The sequence below is a fragment of the Devosia faecipullorum genome (genome assembly GCF_015158295.1).
GTDB classification, from domain to species: domain Bacteria; phylum Pseudomonadota; class Alphaproteobacteria; order Rhizobiales; family Devosiaceae; genus Devosia; species Devosia faecipullorum.
The window spans coordinates 32,719-49,290 of record NZ_JACDXV010000009.1 but is presented as its reverse complement, the minus strand read 5'-3'; the positions used below and the strand labels follow the sequence as shown (position 1 = coordinate 49,290).

Here is a 16,572-nt window from a genome sequence, read left to right as displayed (position 1 = left end):
CCTTTCTCAACGCTTTCGCCTAACCGATTCACAAGGCTCGTCAATTCATGATCCGGCACATTGTTCTCCTGCGCTTTCGTCCCGATATTTCTGCCGAGCAGCGCGGGGCCATCTTTGCTGAACTTGAATCTCTGCGTGAAGTTGTGCCCGGATTTCTCGGCATGAGCGCAGGCGCTAATGTGTCGCCGGAAAACAAGGACAAGGGCTTTGCCGATGCCTTCACCATGGATTTCACCGATTCAGAAGCGCGGGATGCCTATCTGATCCATCCGGCCCACCAGGCAGCGGGCGCAAAGCTGGTGGCGGCGCTGGAGGGCGGGCGCGACGGCCTGATCGTCTTCGACATGATAGTGGGTGATTAGTCTTCGAGCCGCTTCCAGCCCTCTGGGCCGCACTGCACCTCGAGCGGACGATACTCGCCCTTATAGGCCATTTTGGGCGAAGCGGGCACCCAATAGCCCAGATAGACATGGGCCAGCCCCGCCGAGCGCACCTGGGCGATATGGTCGAGAATGAGGAATGTGCCCAGGCTGCGATAGGCTAGGTCGGGGTCGTAGAAGGAATAGACCATCGACAGCCCGTCGGGCATGACATCGGTCAGCGCCACGGCGACCAGCGGCTGGTCGGGCAATTCGCGCAGGCGATATTCCACCAGCACCGATTGCACCGGCGTGTCCTCGACCATGTACTCATAGTCCTGGTAGCTCATCTGCGTCATGCCGCCGCCTTCGTGCCGGGCGGCGAGATAGCGTTTGAACAGATCGTATTGCTCGGCCGTCGCATGGGTCGGCTGCACGGCTATGCCGATATCGGCATTGGCGCGCAAGACCCGGCGAAAACGTCTCGACGGTTCGAATTGCGGCGCGACGATCCGTACCGACTGGCAGGCATTGCAGCCTTCGCAGGCGGGACGGTAGATGAGGTTCTGGCTGCGGCGGAAACCATTGTCGCTCAGCAATTGGTGCAGCATGGAGGCCCGCCGCCCGGACAGATGCGTGAAAAGCTTCCGCTCCATGCGATCGGGCAGGTAGGGGCACGGCATGGCCGCCGTCAGAAAGAGCTGGGTGGTTTCCGGTGTCTGCTCGGTCATCTATGACCTGGGATAGAACGAACCAGGTCAGTCTAGCGCCGCACAGGCGCGCAGGCAATGATTACGCGCTGTAGTGATCATCGTCCGACATTCTGGCGCGACGCCAGTGGTTCATCATCGGTGAGCGGCGCACCATGAGCGTGCCCATGATCAGATCGTGCAGCATCTGCCGGCGCGGCGTGAACAGCGCGAACAGGATGGTCACCGGCCAGCAGACCCAGAAGGTCACCCAGAACAGCAGGGCGTGAAATATCGCCATCCAGCCATCGAGCGGCTGGCCTCGTGTGGGCGTGAGCACCAGGTCCATGGCCTGCATGCCGATTGTTGCCCGCCGGGGCGAGCCAAGCGTGATGGCGTAATAGATGACGATGGCGGCCGGCACCACGAAGGCCAGCGACAAGAGGCTAAGCCCGAAAGTGAAAAGGCCCAGCGCGACGGCGACAAGCGCCAGGGCCAGCGTGATCGCGCCAATCAGCGCCGCGTCGATGAAATAAGCCACGACCCGCCGCGTCAGCAGCCCGTCGAACAATTCAGGGGCGCTGGATGGGTCCGGCAGATAGGGGCGGGCGGCGAAATCCTGGCTCATGCCTGACAAATTGTCACGGCCCCCAAGCAATGCAAGAGTGAAGGCACATAAATGTTTCCATATCTGTCATCCGGCGCGAGGCGTGGCTAAGCTCGGCCAATTGCTGCTTCTCGAGTCGCCGGATATTGACCGGCGTCCTGCTGGAACGTTTTCATGTCCACCACCGCCTCACCCGCGCCGCTGACCCATCAGCCATTGCGCGGCTTCATCCTCATTCTCCTCGGCACGCTGTTTTTTGCCTATAACGACTCAACCAACAAGCTGCTGCTGGAGGACTATGATGTTCCGCTGGTGGCGGCCATTCGCTACATTGGCCATACGCTGTTGATGCTGGCGCTGGTGGCGCCTTTCCATGGGCGCGAAATGGTCCGCACCACCCGTACGTTCTGGGTCGTCGTGCGGGCCGTCAGCCTGGCGCTGGGCTCGTTGCTGGTCAGCCTAGCGCTGCAGCGCATGCCGGTCGCTGAAACCACTGCCATCGTCTATCTCACCCCGGTCCTCGTCGTGGCCCTGTCCGGCCCGGTCCTGCACGAAAAGGTCGGCCTGACGGCGTGGATCGCGGCTGTTGTGGGCTTTGCTGGCGTATTGTTGATCGCGCGTCCCGGCGGCGGTCTCGATCCATGGGGCGTGGTTTTCGTGCTGGGCAACGTGATGCTGTCCGTTGCCTACAACCTTCTCTCGCGCGTCCTGGCCCGTACGGAGCGCACCATGGCCATGCTGTTCTATTCGGCGCTCGCCGGCGCAATCGGCTTCGGCATTTTTCTGCCCTGGACCATGTATGGCGCGGCGCCCACCTCCTTACAGCTTTTCCTGTTTATCGGCCTCGGGGTCTCGGCCTGGCTCGGCCACTACTGCTTCACCCAGTCATATCGCTATGCGCCGGCCGGCTTCATCGCCCCGATGAGCTATATGCACTTGCTCTGGGCCGGCATTCTGGGCTGGCTGCTGTTCGGCCACACTCCCGAGCCGGTGGCGCTGCTGGGCATGCTGCTCGTGGTCGCCGCTGGGGTGATCAGCGCGATCCGGCCAAGGCGCGGCGAGCGCCCCGCCCAATTGGCGTCGGAAGATGGTCTGACCGAAAAGGCAGGATAGCCTGAGGCTATGCGCCCAGTTTGCGGGCCATTTCCAACGCGTAATAGGTGAGCACGCCATTGGCGCCGGCCCGCTTGAAGGCCCAGAGGCTTTCCAGCACTGCCGCGTCGCGGTTGATCGCCCCGGCGGCCCCGGCCATCTCGATCATCGCGTATTCGCCGCTGACCTGGTAGGCGTAGATCGGCACGTTGAATGCATCCTTGGCCCGCCGCACGATGTCGAGATAGGGCAGGCCCGGCTTGACCATGATGCTGTCCGCGCCTTCGGCAATGTCCTGTTCGATCTCGCGCAGGGCCTCGTCCGAATTGGCATAGTCCATCTGATAGGTGCGCTTGTCGCCCTTGAGCCGGCTGCCGGAGCCGACGGCCTCGCGGAAGGGGCCATAAAAGCATGAGGCATATTTGGCGGCGTAAGACATGATCTGGATATGCTCGAATCCCGCATCGTCGAGCGCAGCGCGGATGGCGGCCACGCGGCCGTCCATCATGTCCGACGGGGCGATGATGTCGGCCCCGGCACGGGCCTGAACCAAAGCCGATTTCACCATGGCGGCGACCGTTTCATCATTGAGGATGACGCCATCGCGCACCAGTCCGTCCTGACCGTCGCTGGAATATTCGTCCAAGGCCACGTCGGCGATCAGGCCGATTTCCGGCACCGCGCTCTTGATGGCGCTGAGGGCGCGGCACATCAGATTGTCGGGATTATAGGCTTCGGCCCCATTCTCGCTGCGCAGCTGATCCGGTGTGTTCGGAAAGATCGCCAGGGCAGGAATTCCGGCGTCCCGGGCCTGCATTGCCGCGGCGACCAAGAGGTCGATGGACAGCCGCTCGACGCCCGGCATGGTCTTGATGGCGGTTTTTTCGTTCTGGCCCTCAATGACGAAAAGCGGCCATATCAGGTCGCGCGGCAGCAAGGCCGTTTCGCGCACCATGTCCCGGCTCCAGGCTGCCGCCCGCGTCCGCCGCAGGCGCTGCCCCGCCAGAAAAGACATGTCATGCTTGGGCCAGTCCTGACTCATCGGGCGTCTCCTTGTCGGACCCTGATTAACAGTCGGCGTCATGCTCTCCAAGGCAAAGCTTGTCGCACCGCCGCCAGCGTATTATCAAGCGAGCCATGTTTTTTCAGGCGCCCAGTCTCGCACTCTATGTTCGCATCGTCGCCATTCTTGCCCTGTTCCTGGGTTTGAGCGATGCGGCGCGCCTGCTTGGCGTCGGCAATGGCTCTACAAGCCCCATCGCCATGATGGGCTTTTCCGGCTTCGCCTATCTGACGGTGTTTTCACTCGCCAGGCTGTTCGCGGCCGTTGGCCTCTGGATCAAGGCGTCCTGGGGCGCGGTGCTGCTGGTGGCGGCGACTGCGGTGGAGCTGGGGCTCTATGTTGCCGGTAATGGCGATATTCGCATGAGCGCGCTCGGCTTTGCCCTGCGCATTGTGCTTCTCGCCTCCATCCTGCTGATTTTCGGGCTCAGCTTGCGGTTCCATCGCGCCCAGACGGATTGATCCCGCGCCGCCCGAGCTTGTGCTTTCGAAGAGGATTTCGGCCCTTGCCCATGCAGTCGCCCGGGGGCGTTTACACCTCGGAAAGGTTACAATTTTCTGACCCGGCGTAAGGCGTCGTTAAGCCAAATTCTCATTGCTTTCCAGTAAGATAGTTTTAAGCCTGTCCCTTAGGGCGATCTTAGTCCGGTCGCCGTAGTTTGGCCTCATGAGATGCGAAAAATCGCACACGACATTACAGTGAGGCACAAATGGCAATGAAATCGAACGCGGCCGAGGCGCTGAACCCGGAAAGGGGCGAAAGCCTCAAGCCACTCTATCTCGAAGCCGTTTCCCGCGTGGAACGCCTGCATCGCCGCCTGCTCGATCTGGTCAAGGACGAGTTCGACCGCATGGGCTGGGATGACATCAATCCCGTGCAGGCCTTGCTGATGTTCAATATCGGCGATGCCGAGCTGACCGCCGGGGAACTGCGTTCGCGCGGCTATTATCTCGGGTCCAACGTCTCCTACAATCTCAAAAAACTGGTCGAGACCGGCTACATCTTCCAGGAGCGCTCGCGCACCGACCGCCGCTCGGTTCGCATTCGCCTGACGCCCAAGGGCGAGGAAGTGGCGGAGGTGATCGACGAACTCTATGATCGCCACCTCAAATCCATCGACAAGGTCGGCGGGCTGGGAGACGAGGAATTCGACGGGCTGAACAAGGCTCTCGCGCGCCTTGAACGCTTCTGGGTCGATCAGATCCTCTACAAGCTCTGACCGGCCTGCCGGACGAAAATTCCGCAAGTGGTGGCGTGTTGCCTCCATGCCACAATTGCTGACAAGCGCCGGCCCTTGGGCCGGCGTTTCTTATTTGTGCCGCAAATTGCCGTCAGCCCCATTACGTGCTTGGAAACCATTTGCTGGCAAATGGTAGAATCGGGCGCTTCACAAGGCGTTGACCGTGATTGTGAGCGCGTGCCGGCGGTGCTAATCGCCGACGATATTGGCTTTTGGTCTTTTGGGTGGCTGAATGCGGCTGAACAGACGTACTTTCCTTGGCTCCATGACAGCTTTTGGCGCTTCCGTAGCCTTCCCGGTTCTGGGGCAGGAATCGCTGACCGACATGTTCTCGCGCAATTCGGTGCTGCGTAGCGCCGATCCCACCGGCAACACCGCCGCCGCCGCCGCGCTGATCGCCACCAATGAGCCGATCCTTTCCTACGATACGCTCTACAATCTCCAGCTTGCCATCTCGCAATATGAGCCCTTCGTGGCCGCCGGCGGTTGGGAGGAGGTGCCCCAGCGCGCCTTCAAGCTCAATCTTGGCAAGTCCGACCCCGCCGTGGTCCAGCTCAAGCGCCGCCTGATTTCTTCCGGCGACATGCCGTTGGTGGAATTCGCCAATGACATGTTCGACGCCGATACCGATCGGGCCGTGCGAGCTTTCCAGGCGCGTCATGGCCTGGTGGTCAATGGCTGGATCGACGAGGCGACCTGGTATGCGCTGAATGTGCCGGCCGCCACCCGCCTGCAACAGCTCTATCTCAACTATACCCGCGTCCAGCAGATGGCGCCGCAGCTGACCGAACGTTACGTCGTGGTCAATATTCCCGCCGCGACCATTGAGGCCGTCGGCGGCTCCATGGTGGAGCAGCGCCATACCGCCGTCGTCGGCCGCGCGGATCGCGCGACGCCGATCCTGGCCAGCAAGATTCACCAGATCAATTTCAATCCCTATTGGCATGTCCCCAAGTCGCTGGTGCGGCGCGACCTGACCAAATACATGCTCGAAAACCCGAACTATCTCGCCGAGCAGAATATCTTCATCTATGACGGCAGCGGCAATACGATCAGCCCTGCGACCATCGACTGGGCCAATATCACTGATTCCCAGGTGAATTACATGTATCGGCAGGAGCCGGGCGCCGAAAATTCGATGGGCCATTGCAAGATCAATTTCTACAACAAGCACGACGTCTATCTGCACGATACGCCGTCCAAGGCATTGTTCGGCGAAAATGCCCGCTTCCATTCGTCGGGTTGCGTGCGCGTCGAAGGCGTCAACGAGCTTGTCACCTGGCTCTTGCGCGACAACGGCGATTGGGATCGTGGCCGTGTCGATCAGACCTTTTCCTCGCTCGAGCGCCTCGACGTCAGCGTCAAGGGGCAGGTGCCGATCCACACGACCTATATTACCGCCTGGGCCAACAAACAGGGCACGGTCAGTTTCCGCGACGACGTTTACGATTTCGACGAGCAGGGCAAGATCACGTTCGAAGGCTAGGCGCTGGGTTGCACTCGCGACCGACAATCCACTATCCTTGCGATAAGGGAGGCCTCATGAGCAACGGCGCAGTTCTGTTCGAATTCGTCCAGATCGGCCAGCAGATGCGGGTTGCCGCCATCGATGAGGCAAGCGGCGTCGAGGTGGTGGTCATCACGCCGCTCAATGCGTCCCGCAATGACATGCAGCGCCTTGCCCTGGCCAAGCTGCAAAGAAAGCTGGGCAGCGAGCAATCGCCGCCGCCCCAGCCTCGTGGAAAATACGCTTAGAGCGGAATGCATTCTATCGAACGCGAAACGCAGCTCTAATCCTTGTGTCCGCGCATCGGGTTATCTGAAAACCGCAAGTTCACTTTTCGGCCCGATGCTCTAGACTAAAGGTTGCAGGCGTGACGGTAGCCGTCATAGCCCAGGAATGTGTCGGTGCGCTCGTCGTAGGACTTGTAGCGCGCATAGCATCGGGCCACGTGACCGCGGTCAAGGCGCGCCGGAGCGGGGGCTACACTGGGTGAGTTCTTGTTGCCGTTGGCGATAGCACCGGCAATGATCGCGCCGATGGCCAGGCCGAGAATGCCGGCAACGAGCGGCTCCAGACTGGAGCGGTTGCGGTAATAATACGCGTCATATTCCCGGTCGCCCCAGAACCAGTAGCCATTGCAGTTCCAGTCCTGCGGATTGGAGGCACAATAGCTCTGCACAACCTGCTTGCGCTGACTAAAGCTGAGCTGATTGTCCTGCGCCTGGACCGGGGTGAAACTGGTCAGCGTCAACAGACCAGTCATCGCAACAGCCGCAATTTTCGAAATAGAAGATTTCATGTCGCCCTCTGTGGAATTCTTTTGTGTTCCTGGGGATGTTGTAAGTAAAATTTATCTACTAAGCGTTCGTTTTACTGGTGAATGGGCGTTAAAGATATTCGAGAGAATTTTCTGATCGGGGGGAGGCGGATTGCCGCCGGCGCCACTTCACATTGGCTTTGTTCTGCGCCATAAATGGCCCGTTCGCGCGACTGGCGAGAAAGATGGGGAACCATCGGGGAACGCGAACCATAAGAGAGCCGCTCGCCTGGGCACCCAATCGTCAACAAGGGGAGCCCCATGACACCATCGCACATCGTCCGCCCTTGGAATCGCGCTTTGTGCCGTGATAAGAGCGCCTTCACGATCATCCGTTTCGTCTCTTGCGAGGTTTTTTTCTCATGAGCACGCAGTCGTCCTCGCTTTTCCCGAACTTCTTCTCCAATTCGGTCGCCCAGACCGATTCCGAACTGGCCGCCGCGATCGGCAAGGAATTGCAGCGCCAGCAGCAGGAAATCGAACTGATCGCCTCGGAAAACATCGTTTCCCAGGCTGTGCTGGAAGCGCAGGGCTCTGTGCTGACCAACAAATATGCCGAAGGCTATCCGGGCAAGCGCTATTATGGCGGTTGCGAATATGTGGATGTTGCCGAAAGCCTCGCCATCGAGCGCGCCAAGCAGCTGTTCGGCGCAGCCTTCGCCAATGTGCAGCCCAATTCCGGCTCGCAGGCCAATCAGGGCGTCTATCAGGCGCTGATCAAGCCCGGTGACACGATCCTGGGCATGTCGCTCGATGCCGGCGGCCACCTGACCCACGGCGCCAAGCCGAACCAGTCCGGCAAGTGGTTCAACGCCATCCAGTACGGCCTGCGCCAGCAGGACGGTCGTGTGGACATGGATCAGGTCCGCCAATTGGCCCGCGAACACCAGCCCAAGATGATCGTCGCTGGCTTCTCGGCCTATTCGCGCGTCATGGACTGGGCCGAATTCCGCGCCATCGCCGATGAAGTCGGGGCCATCCTGTTCGTGGACATGGCGCACGTTGCCGGTCTTGTGGCGGGCGGTGTCTATCCCAACCCGTTCCCCCACGCCCATGTGGCGACCACCACCACCCACAAGACATTGCGCGGACCTCGCGGCGGTCTCATCCTCACCAATGACGAGGACATCGCCAAGAAGATCAATTCGGCGATCTTCCCCGGCATTCAGGGCGGCCCGCTCATGCATGTCATCGCCGCCAAGGCGGTCGCGTTCAAGGAAGCGCTGACGCCCGAGTTCAAGGCCTATGCCAAGCAGGTCGTGACCAACGCACAGGTGCTGGCCGAAACCCTGGTCAAGGGCGGAGTGGACATCGTGTCGGGCGGTACCGACAACCATCTGATGCTGGTCGACCTGCGGCCCAAGGGGCTTACCGGCAAGGCCACCGAGGCCGCTCTCGGTCGTGCCTTCATCACCTGCAACAAGAATGCCGTGCCGTTCGACCCCGAAAAGCCCGCCATCACTTCTGGCATCCGTCTCGGCACCCCGGCGGGCACGACCCGCGGTTTCGGCGAGGCTGAATTCCGTGAAGTGGGCGAACTCATCATCGAGGTGCTCGATGGACTCAAGATCAACGGCGACGACAATAACGCCGCCGTCGAGACCGATGTACGCGAAAAGGTGAAGGCGCTGACGGCGCGCTTCCCCATTTACGGCTGACGGGAAGGTAAAGGGTCATTATGCGCTGCCCTTATTGTGGCAATGACGATACCCAGGTGAAGGATAGCCGCCCGACCGAAGATTCGGGCGCTATCCGCCGCCGCCGCGTATGCAATGCCTGCGGCGGCCGCTTCACCACCTTCGAGCGCGTTCAGTTGCGCGACCTGACCGTGGTCAAGAAGACCGGACGCAAGGTGCCGTTCGACCGGGAAAAGCTGGCGCGTTCGGTCAATACCGCCCTGCGCAAGCGCTCCGTTGATCCAGAGCGCGTCGAGCGCATGATTTCGGGCATTGTCAGGCAGCTTGAAAGCCTGGGCGATGTGGAAATCACCTCCGACCAGATCGGCGAATATGTCATGGAAGGGCTCAAGGGGCTCGATGACGTCGCCTTTGTCCGCTTTGCCAGCGTCTACAAGAATTTCTCGGCGGCCGACGATTTCCGCTCCTTCCTCACCGAATTGGCGCAGGACAAGCGGGATTTGGCGGGCGAAGACGATTGACGCTTCTCGGCGCCGGGCGGGAAGCATTCGTTCATCGCAGTACAATGCGCCTCTGCCGGACGACGCAATCTTGCGCTATCATGACGCCGAGTGTTGCGGTCGAGGGAGATTGACCATGGACTCCTACGGTGTGCGCTTCGAGGTGCCCGAGGGCGCGGGCAGGGGCCAGCATTTTCTCATCATCGAGGGCCGGGCCTATCCCGACATCGCCGATGAAATGAAGCGCGGCGCCATTGCCGCGCTCGAAATGGCCGGGGCGAGCCATGAGGTCATCGCCGTACCAAGCGCCATGGAAGTACCAGTGGTGCTCGCCATGGCCATTGAAACCGGCCGCTTTGACGGCTATGTGGCGCTGGGCTGCGTCATCCGTGGCCAGACCAACCACTATACGGCGGTGGCCAACGAAAGCATCCGTGCGCTGGCTGAACTGGCCGTCGTGGATGCTCTGCCCCTTGGCATCGGCGTTCTGACGGTAGATACCGAAGCGCAGGCTTGGATTCGAGCCCTAGTAAAAGATCAGGACCGGGGAGGGGACGCGGCTCGCGCGGCGCTCGCCCTTTCCGGCATAAAAGCGAAGCTGAATGACTGACCATCCCAAACGCGATAATGCCAGCCCCCGCGCCGCCAATCAGCGCGGCGCTGCCCGTCTTGCTGCCGTGCAGGCGCTTTACCAGATGGATGTTGGACGCGCTTCGCTCGAAGACACGTTGGCCCAGTTCGGTGCCTTTCATCTCGGAAGGGAAATAGAAGGCGAGCAATATCTGCCCGCCGATGCAGATTTCTTTCGCCAGATCGTCAGCGGCGTCGCCAAGCATCAGCTTGAGATCGACCCCTCGGTGGACAAGGCGCTTTCGGAAGGCTGGCCGATCGAACGGGTCGATGCCACGCTTCGCGCCATATTGCGCGCCGCAGCCTTCGAATTGCTCCGGCGCCGGGATATTCCCGCCAAGGTCGTCATCACCGAATATGTCGATGTCGCTCGCGCCTTTTATGAGGACGACGCCTCCGGTCTCGTCAATGCGGCGCTGGACGCCATCGCCCGAACAGCAGGCTCCGATCTGGCCTGAATGAACAAAGCCCCGGTCGATGACCGGGGCTTTTGAATTTCCGCGACGGGAACGATCAGAACGATTCGAGGATCGATTCGATGAAGGTCTTGTCCTGACCGAAAGATGGGGTGCGGCGCGTCTCGACATTGACGGCGCGGCCATCTTCAAGCGAATAGACGGCACGTTCGGTAACCTTCTTGTTGCGGTCGAAATAGACCGCCAGGACCGTGCGCTTCTGGATCATGTTCATGCCGAACGCTGTCTGGTTCACCTGCGTTTCGACATAATACCAGGCGGTCTGGTCGCCGAATGTATTGGTCGATTGCGGCGAGCCGAGCACGACCTGCACCAATTGCTGGCTCTGGCCGGGACGGATCTGCTGCAAGGCCGCATCTGGAATTTCATATCCCTGAGTGCGCTTGGAAACGAGCGACGTGCTGCTGGTGCAGCCGGCGAGCGCGACCGCAAGGACAGCAGCGGCGACGGAGGCTTTGGCAAGACGCAGGGTCATGAATTTGACTTTCCCGATGGCTCTCGACTATAGGCGTGACAACAAGGCGCGTGCCCCTTGCCGACGGAATGTGTAGCGGTCAACTGAGCGGTCTGGCAAGCTGGCATCGAAAAGCCGGCCAGTTCCGACCGTGTTTTACCGATACCGACGCTGAGTGCAATCCCATGATCCTGTCTTTGTTTCGTAAGAACACTGCCACTGAGCCGGTCTATGCCGTCTATAATTCCATTGTGGCGCAATCCCGGCAGCCGTTTTTCTATGCCGATTGGGGTGTGCCCGATACGGTGACCGGTCGTTTCGACATGATCAGCCTGCACATGGCGCTGCTGTTCCGGCGTCTACGCGATGAGCCCAAGCAGATCAAGGCCTTCAGCCAGGCGGTGTTCGATCTGTTCTTCAAGGACATGGACCGTTCGCTGCGCGAAATGGGGGCGGGGGATCTCGGTGTGCCCAAGAAAATTCAGAAGATGGGCAATATCTTCTTCGGCCTGCTCGCCGCGCTCAATGAAGCTTTGGATCGCAACGATGCCGAAGCGCTGGCCGCGGTGATTTCCCGCAATATTTTTGACGGCCAGGACAGCCCCCAGGTTCGGGCGCTTGTGGCCTATGTCATGGAGCGCGATGCTGCTCTCGCAACTCAGCCGGCGCAATCCATCATTGGCGGCGACCTGCGCTTCGAGGCCGCCGCGTGAGCCGCGCCGACGTCCCGATCTTCGATGCCATTGTGCGCATCGACAGGCTGCCCGCCGGCGGCCGCTCGCTCGCAGTCGAAGCGGACGAGACGGTTCGTGCCCAGATTGCACAGGCCATGAATATTCTCTCGGTCGAGCGGTTTTCGGCCCATCTGACGATCACCCCCCTGCGCGGTGGTCTCAGGGCCCTTGGCCATCTCGATGCCGCCGTCACCCAGGCCTCCGTCGTCAGCTTCGAGCCGGTCGCCGAAATGATTTCCGAGGACATCGATCGGGTTTTCCTGCCGGCTCCGCGTACGCATCAGGCGCCCACGGCGGGCTCCGAAATCTTCATCGATCTTGAAGATGACGATTTTCCGGATCATATCGACGGTCCCGAGGTTGACCTCAGTCCCCTACTGCTGGAAACCCTCGCGCTGGCGCTTTCACCCTATCCGCGACGCGATGGTGAGTCGCTTGAAACTCTCGGCCTGGGTGCGGATCAGGCCGAATCCGGTCCCTTTGCCGGGTTGGCCGCCCTCAAGGGCGAAGGCGACAAGGACTGATGTGGCGGGCCTTGCACCGGGGCGTTGATGTTATATGTTGCCGTGCTTGCCCAGACGGGCCTAGAAACAGGCTGAAATGAGCGATTTTATTACGATTTCCGTGGATGCGATGGGTGGCGACAATGCCCCGCGCGCCGTGATCCACGGGGCCCACCTGGCCCTCAAGGAGCGCAAGAATACGCGTTTCATCTTCCACGGCATCAAGGACCAGATCGCCCCGCTGCTGGACGAATATCCCGCGCTGAAGCCGGTTTCCGAGGTTCGGCATTGCGACGTCGTCATCGCCATGGACGAGAAGCCGAGCCAGGCGCTGCGCAAGGGCAAGAATACGTCTTCCATGTGGATGGCTATCGAGGCCGTGAAGAACAAAGAGGCCGATGTTGCCATTTCGGGCGGCAATACCGGCGCGCTCATGGCCATGTCCACCTTCTGCCTGCGGCCGATGCAGGGCATTTCACGCCCCGGAATCGCCGCCATCTGGCCGACTCTGCGCAGCGACATCATCGTGCTCGACATGGGCGCAACCATCGGCGCCGATGCCCGGCAATTGGTCGATTACGCCATTCTCGGTTCGGCGCTGGCCCGCGCCCTGTTCGATAGCGACACGCCCAGCGTCGGCCTGCTCAATGTCGGCACGGAAGAGGTCAAGGGCCTCGAATCGATCAAGGAAGCCGGGAAAATCCTGACCGAAGCTAGCGGCGCCGGTTTCACCTATCACGGCTTCGTCGAAGGCGACGATATCGGCAAGGGTACGGTGGACGTCGTGGTGACCGAGGGCTTTGTAGGCAATATCGCGCTCAAGACCGCCGAAGGCACGGCCCGCCAGGTCGGCTCCTATCTACGCAGTGCGCTCAAGGCCAATCTGATGAGCCGCATCGGCGCGCTGTTCGCGACCTCGGCGCTCAATGCGCTGCGGCGCAAGATGGACCCGCGCACCGTCAATGGCGGCGTGTTCATGGGCCTTAATGGCATCGTCATCAAATCTCATGGCGGCACCGACGAAATCGGCTACAAAAGTGCGCTGGGCCTTGCCTATGAAATGGCCCGCAGCAAGTTGATCGACAAGGTCGGCGACAGCATGCAACGCTTCCCCATCCACAAGGCGGCGGCCGATCTGCCGCCCGAGACCGAGGCCAATTCGGCGTGACCAGAATCCGTTCCGTCATTCGTGGCGTCGGCAGCTATCTGCCGGCTAAGATCCTCTCCAACGAGGAGCTGGCCAAGTCCGTCGATACCTCCGACGAGTGGATCCAGCAGCGCGTCGGCATCAAGCAGCGTCACATCGCTGCCGAGGGCGAGTTTACCTCCGACCTTGCCGTTGCCGCCGCCCGATCTGCCCTCGACAATGCTGGCATGAGCGTCGAGGACATCGACCTCATCGTCGTTGCGACCACGACCCCCGACTATACCTTTCCGTCCGCCGCTACTCTGGTGCAGATGAAGCTGGGGATGCATCACGGCTTCGCCTTTGACATCCAGGCAGTGTGCTCCGGCTTCGTCTATGCGGTCACCACGGCTGACAGCTATATCAAGAACGGCCTGGCGCGGCGGGTGCTGGTAATCGGCGCCGAGACCTTTTCGCGCCTACTGGACTGGACCGATCGGACCACCTGCGTGCTGTTCGGCGATGGCGCCGGCGCGGTGATCATGGAGCGCGTCGATCTTGCCGAGGGCGAGGCCGAACGGGGCGTGCTGTCCTCGGCGCTGCGCTCGGATGGCCGGCATTGGGACAAGCTATATGTGGATGGTGGGCCGTCGACCACCGGCACCACCGGCCATGTGCATATGCAGGGCCCCGAAGTGTTCCGGCACGCGGTCGGCAAGATCACCGACGTGGTCTATCAAAGCCTCGAACAGGCCGGCTACGGCGTCGATGATCTGGATTGGTTCGTGCCGCATCAGGCAAACCGGCGCATCATTGACGGGGCAGGGGCCAAGCTCGGCCTGCCGCCGGAAAAGGTCATCGTCACGGTTGATCAGCACGCCAATACCTCCGCAGCGTCCGTTCCCCTGGCTCTTAGCGTTGCCGTGGCCGACGGACGGATCAAGCCCGGCGATCTGGTCATGCTCGAAGCCATGGGCGGCGGCTTCACCTGGGGCGCCTCGCTCATTCGCTGGTAGCGACGCTTCTGCGCATTGACCTCAAGCGTTTCAAGGCGTTAGTCTCGCCTACTGGTGGAGGGAACCGGCGTCGCTATTCCGGCCGCAGAGCTGGAAACGGCGCCGCTTTGGGAAAGATATTCCCGATAATGTGCGTGCCCCGAACGGGGCAGGGAAGCCTTGACCGAGCAGGATGGGGAAACGAATGGCGCAGAAGACGGTAACACGGGCAGATCTGGCCGAGGCAGTCTATGGTTCGGTGGGCTTGTCCCGAACCGAGTCGGCCGAACTGGTCGAGCGCGTACTCGAACTGATCGGGGATGCCCTGGTGACAGGGGCGAATGTCAAGCTCTCCTCGTTCGGCTCTTTTCAGGTCCGGTCCAAGAACGAGCGGATCGGCCGCAACCCCAAGACGGGCGAGGAAGTGCCGATCCTGCCGCGGCAGGTTCTTGTGTTCAAACCTTCCAACGTGTTGAAGTCCAAGATTAACAAGTCTATGGTTGCCGCTGGAAAGTAAGGCTTTCTAGCGAGGGAGAGTCGCGGTTTGGACAAGTCGCCAGACGCGTTCCGTACCATTTCGGAGGCTGCTGAGGAGCTCGATCTTCCCCAGCACGTGCTGCGATTCTGGGAAACTCGCTTTGCGACGATCAAGCCGCTGAAGCGCGGCGGCGGCCGCCGTTATTACCGGCCCGAAGACGTGCTGCTGCTGCGCGGCATTCGGCACCTGCTCTACGATCAAGGTTTTACCATCAAGGGCGTACAGCGCATCCTCAAGGATCAGGGGCCGCGCTATGTCATCGCCGTGGGCGAGGGCAGGGGGCTCGAAGATATCCTGCCGATGATCGAGGAGGCCGAAGCGCTGGGCGACGAGGCCGAGCTCGAGGAAGCGGTCATGCTCGCCAGCCCGGCGCTGGATCAGGAATCGCGCGACAAGCTTTCCGATGTGCTGCGGGAATTGCTGGAATGTAAGCGCCTGTTGGAGCGTGCCAGGGAGCACTGATCGCCCCTTAGCGCATTGCTCCATGCAGTCTGCGAGTGGAATTCCTGTTCCATTTTGCGGGGCTTTCATCTATTTATTCCATCAATCGCATGGGCCGGGTGATTGCCGGCGAAAAGGGTGGAGTTCCCGCAAATGACTGTCCGTTTTGGTCTTCTCGGCGCTGGCCGTATCGGCAAGGTTCACGCCAAGGCCGTGACCTCCAATTCCAAGGCGAAACTGGTTGCTGTGGCGGACGCCATGGCGCAGGCGGCTAACGATCTTGCTGCACAATATGGCTCCGAGGTGCGCAGCATAGAGGCTATCGAGGCAGCCGGGGATATCGATGCGGTTATCATCTGCACCCCGACCGATACCCATGCCGACCTGATCGAGCGCTTTGCCCGGGCCGGTAAGGCGATTTTCTGCGAAAAGCCCGTCGATCTCGATGTCGAGCGGGTCAAGAATTGCCTCAAGGTCGTCGATCAGACCGATGCGACCTTGATGGTCGGCTTCAACCGCCGTTTCGATCCGCATTTCCAGGCGGTGAAAGCCGCCATCGCCGCCGGCCAGATCGGCGAAGTGGAGATGGTCACCATCGTTTCCCGTGACCCCGGCGCGCCACCGGCTGAATATGTCCAGCGCTCGGGCGGCATTTTCCGCGACATGACCATCCACGACCTCGATATGGCCAGGTTCCTGCTCGGCGAGGAAATCGAGAGCGTTTCCGCCCAGGCATCGGTGCTGGTCGACAAGGCCATCGGCGAGGCGGGTGATTATGACAGCGCCTCGCTGATGCTGTTCACCGCCTCGGGCAAGCATGCCACGATCTCCAATTCGCGCCGCGCCACCTATGGCTATGACCAGCGTATCGAAGTGCATGGCTCCAAGGGCGCCGTCGCGGCGGAGAACCAGCGCCCAGTCTCCATCGAAATCGCCAATGCCGATGGCTATACCAGACCGCCGCTGCATGATTTTTTCATGACCCGCTACACCGAGGCCTATGCCCGCGAGATCAGTGCGTTCATCGACTACGTGCAGGCCAAGGCGCCGGCCAGCCCCAGCGGCGCCGATGGGCTGGTCGCGCTGGCGCTGGCCGATGCGGCCTTGAAGTCGGTCAAGGAGGGCAGGGCGGTCAAGGTCAGCGAGATCACCGGCTAGACTCCATCC

Annotated in this window: 22 protein-coding genes and 1 riboswitch; of the genes, 17 read left to right on the top strand and 5 right to left on the bottom strand. The window is 61.1% G+C overall.

All coding sequences use genetic code 11. From position 1 onward, the window contains the following. Positions 1-47 precede the first annotated feature (47 nt). The gene (locus H0482_RS15425; RefSeq protein WP_193730964.1) at positions 48-362 is read left to right on the top strand and encodes a Dabb family protein; all 315 of its coding nucleotides are present in this window, start codon (positions 48-50) and stop codon (positions 360-362) included. On the opposite strand, the gene H0482_RS15420 is transcribed toward H0482_RS15425, so the two are convergent. Next, positions 359-1,090: an arginyltransferase gene (locus tag H0482_RS15420; RefSeq protein ID WP_193730963.1), complete on the bottom strand. Its 732-nt coding sequence runs from the start codon at positions 1,088-1,090 to the stop codon at positions 359-361. The genes H0482_RS15425 and H0482_RS15420 overlap by 4 nt on opposite strands. A gap of 61 nt (positions 1,091-1,151) precedes the next feature. Then, on the bottom strand, positions 1,152-1,676 hold the full coding sequence (locus H0482_RS15415) for an RDD family protein (RefSeq protein ID WP_193730962.1): 525 nt from the start codon (positions 1,674-1,676) through the stop codon (positions 1,152-1,154). A gap of 153 nt (positions 1,677-1,829) precedes the next feature. On the opposite strand from H0482_RS15415, the gene H0482_RS15410 reads away from it, so the two are divergent. Beyond that, entirely contained in the window at positions 1,830-2,768 is a 939-nt protein-coding gene (locus tag H0482_RS15410) for a DMT family transporter (protein ID WP_193730961.1), read from the top strand. A 7-nt stretch (positions 2,769-2,775) separates the two neighbouring features. Here the strand turns inward: H0482_RS15410 and hemB are convergent, their stop codons facing one another. Beyond that, a complete protein-coding gene (hemB, locus tag H0482_RS15405; protein WP_230989684.1) occupies positions 2,776-3,789 on the bottom strand; it encodes a porphobilinogen synthase in 1,014 nt (337 codons plus the stop codon). A 95-nt stretch (positions 3,790-3,884) separates the two neighbouring features. Here hemB and H0482_RS15400 point away from each other — a divergent pair, with 95 nt between their 5' ends. The 4 genes from H0482_RS15400 to H0482_RS15385 all read left to right on the top strand — a co-directional run bounded on the left by H0482_RS15400 (position 3,885) and on the right by H0482_RS15385 (position 6,805). Further along, complete coding sequence (locus H0482_RS15400; RefSeq protein ID WP_193730960.1) at positions 3,885-4,271, top strand: hypothetical protein; 387 nt, start codon at positions 3,885-3,887, stop codon at positions 4,269-4,271. Between the two features lie 248 nt (positions 4,272-4,519). Next, entirely contained in the window at positions 4,520-5,029 is a 510-nt protein-coding gene (ldtR, locus tag H0482_RS15395) for a transcriptional regulator LdtR (protein WP_193730959.1), read from the top strand. 253 nt (positions 5,030-5,282) lie between these two features. Continuing rightward, positions 5,283-6,536 (top strand): L,D-transpeptidase family protein, encoded by a 1,254-nt coding sequence (locus tag H0482_RS15390; RefSeq protein WP_193730958.1) that lies wholly within the window; start codon positions 5,283-5,285, stop codon positions 6,534-6,536. A 56-nt stretch (positions 6,537-6,592) separates the two neighbouring features. Continuing rightward, positions 6,593-6,805 (top strand): DUF6898 family protein, encoded by a 213-nt coding sequence (locus H0482_RS15385; RefSeq protein ID WP_193730957.1) that lies wholly within the window; start codon positions 6,593-6,595, stop codon positions 6,803-6,805. Positions 6,806-6,909: 104 nt separating this feature from the next. Here H0482_RS15385 and H0482_RS15380 read toward each other — a convergent pair whose 3' ends face one another. Further along, the gene (locus H0482_RS15380; RefSeq protein WP_193730956.1) at positions 6,910-7,353 is read right to left on the bottom strand and encodes a BA14K family protein; all 444 of its coding nucleotides are present in this window, start codon (positions 7,351-7,353) and stop codon (positions 6,910-6,912) included. A gap of 177 nt (positions 7,354-7,530) precedes the next feature. Further along, positions 7,531-7,613, top strand: a riboswitch (ZMP/ZTP riboswitch). 120 nt (positions 7,614-7,733) lie between these two features. Here H0482_RS15380 and glyA point away from each other — a divergent pair. The 4 genes from glyA (at position 7,734) to nusB (ending at position 10,596) form a co-directional block, all read left to right on the top strand. Continuing rightward, positions 7,734-9,029: a serine hydroxymethyltransferase gene (gene glyA, locus H0482_RS15375; RefSeq protein ID WP_193730955.1), complete on the top strand. Its 1,296-nt coding sequence runs from the start codon at positions 7,734-7,736 to the stop codon at positions 9,027-9,029. Between the two features lie 20 nt (positions 9,030-9,049). Next, a complete protein-coding gene (nrdR, locus tag H0482_RS15370; RefSeq protein ID WP_193730954.1) occupies positions 9,050-9,529 on the top strand; it encodes a transcriptional regulator NrdR in 480 nt (159 codons plus the stop codon). Positions 9,530-9,644: 115 nt separating this feature from the next. Next, positions 9,645-10,118: a 6,7-dimethyl-8-ribityllumazine synthase gene (gene ribH, locus H0482_RS15365; protein WP_193730953.1), complete on the top strand. Its 474-nt coding sequence runs from the start codon at positions 9,645-9,647 to the stop codon at positions 10,116-10,118. Continuing rightward, the gene (nusB, locus tag H0482_RS15360; protein ID WP_193730952.1) at positions 10,111-10,596 is read left to right on the top strand and encodes a transcription antitermination factor NusB; all 486 of its coding nucleotides are present in this window, start codon (positions 10,111-10,113) and stop codon (positions 10,594-10,596) included. The genes ribH and nusB overlap by 8 nt, the downstream gene beginning before the upstream one ends. Before the next feature lie 55 nt (positions 10,597-10,651). Here the strand turns inward: nusB and H0482_RS15355 are convergent, their stop codons facing one another. Further along, positions 10,652-11,089 (bottom strand): outer membrane protein assembly factor BamE, encoded by a 438-nt coding sequence (locus H0482_RS15355; protein WP_193730951.1) that lies wholly within the window; start codon positions 11,087-11,089, stop codon positions 10,652-10,654. A gap of 176 nt (positions 11,090-11,265) precedes the next feature. Between H0482_RS15355 and H0482_RS15350 the strand changes: the two genes are divergently transcribed. The 7 genes from H0482_RS15350 to iolG all read left to right on the top strand — a co-directional run bounded on the left by H0482_RS15350 (position 11,266) and on the right by iolG (position 16,563). Next, positions 11,266-11,781 (top strand): ubiquinol-cytochrome C chaperone family protein, encoded by a 516-nt coding sequence (locus tag H0482_RS15350; protein WP_210319204.1) that lies wholly within the window; start codon positions 11,266-11,268, stop codon positions 11,779-11,781. Next, complete coding sequence (locus H0482_RS16690) at positions 11,778-12,326, top strand: YceD family protein (RefSeq protein WP_193730949.1); 549 nt, start codon at positions 11,778-11,780, stop codon at positions 12,324-12,326. Before H0482_RS15350 ends, H0482_RS16690 begins: the two co-directional genes overlap by 4 nt. 76 nt (positions 12,327-12,402) lie before the next feature. Next, positions 12,403-13,473, top strand: a complete 1,071-nt coding sequence (gene plsX, locus H0482_RS15340) for a phosphate acyltransferase PlsX (RefSeq protein ID WP_193730948.1) — start codon at positions 12,403-12,405, stop codon at positions 13,471-13,473. Continuing rightward, complete coding sequence (locus H0482_RS15335) at positions 13,470-14,447, top strand: beta-ketoacyl-ACP synthase III (protein ID WP_193730947.1); 978 nt, start codon at positions 13,470-13,472, stop codon at positions 14,445-14,447. Before plsX ends, H0482_RS15335 begins: the two co-directional genes overlap by 4 nt. Before the next feature lie 184 nt (positions 14,448-14,631). Further along, entirely contained in the window at positions 14,632-14,943 is a 312-nt protein-coding gene (locus tag H0482_RS15330; protein ID WP_193730946.1) for an integration host factor subunit alpha, read from the top strand. A 27-nt stretch (positions 14,944-14,970) separates the two neighbouring features. Next, positions 14,971-15,426, top strand: a complete 456-nt coding sequence (locus H0482_RS15325) for a MerR family transcriptional regulator (RefSeq protein WP_193730945.1) — start codon at positions 14,971-14,973, stop codon at positions 15,424-15,426. A 132-nt stretch (positions 15,427-15,558) separates the two neighbouring features. Beyond that, positions 15,559-16,563: an inositol 2-dehydrogenase gene (iolG, locus tag H0482_RS15320; RefSeq protein WP_193730944.1), complete on the top strand. Its 1,005-nt coding sequence runs from the start codon at positions 15,559-15,561 to the stop codon at positions 16,561-16,563. Positions 16,564-16,572 lie beyond the last annotated feature (9 nt).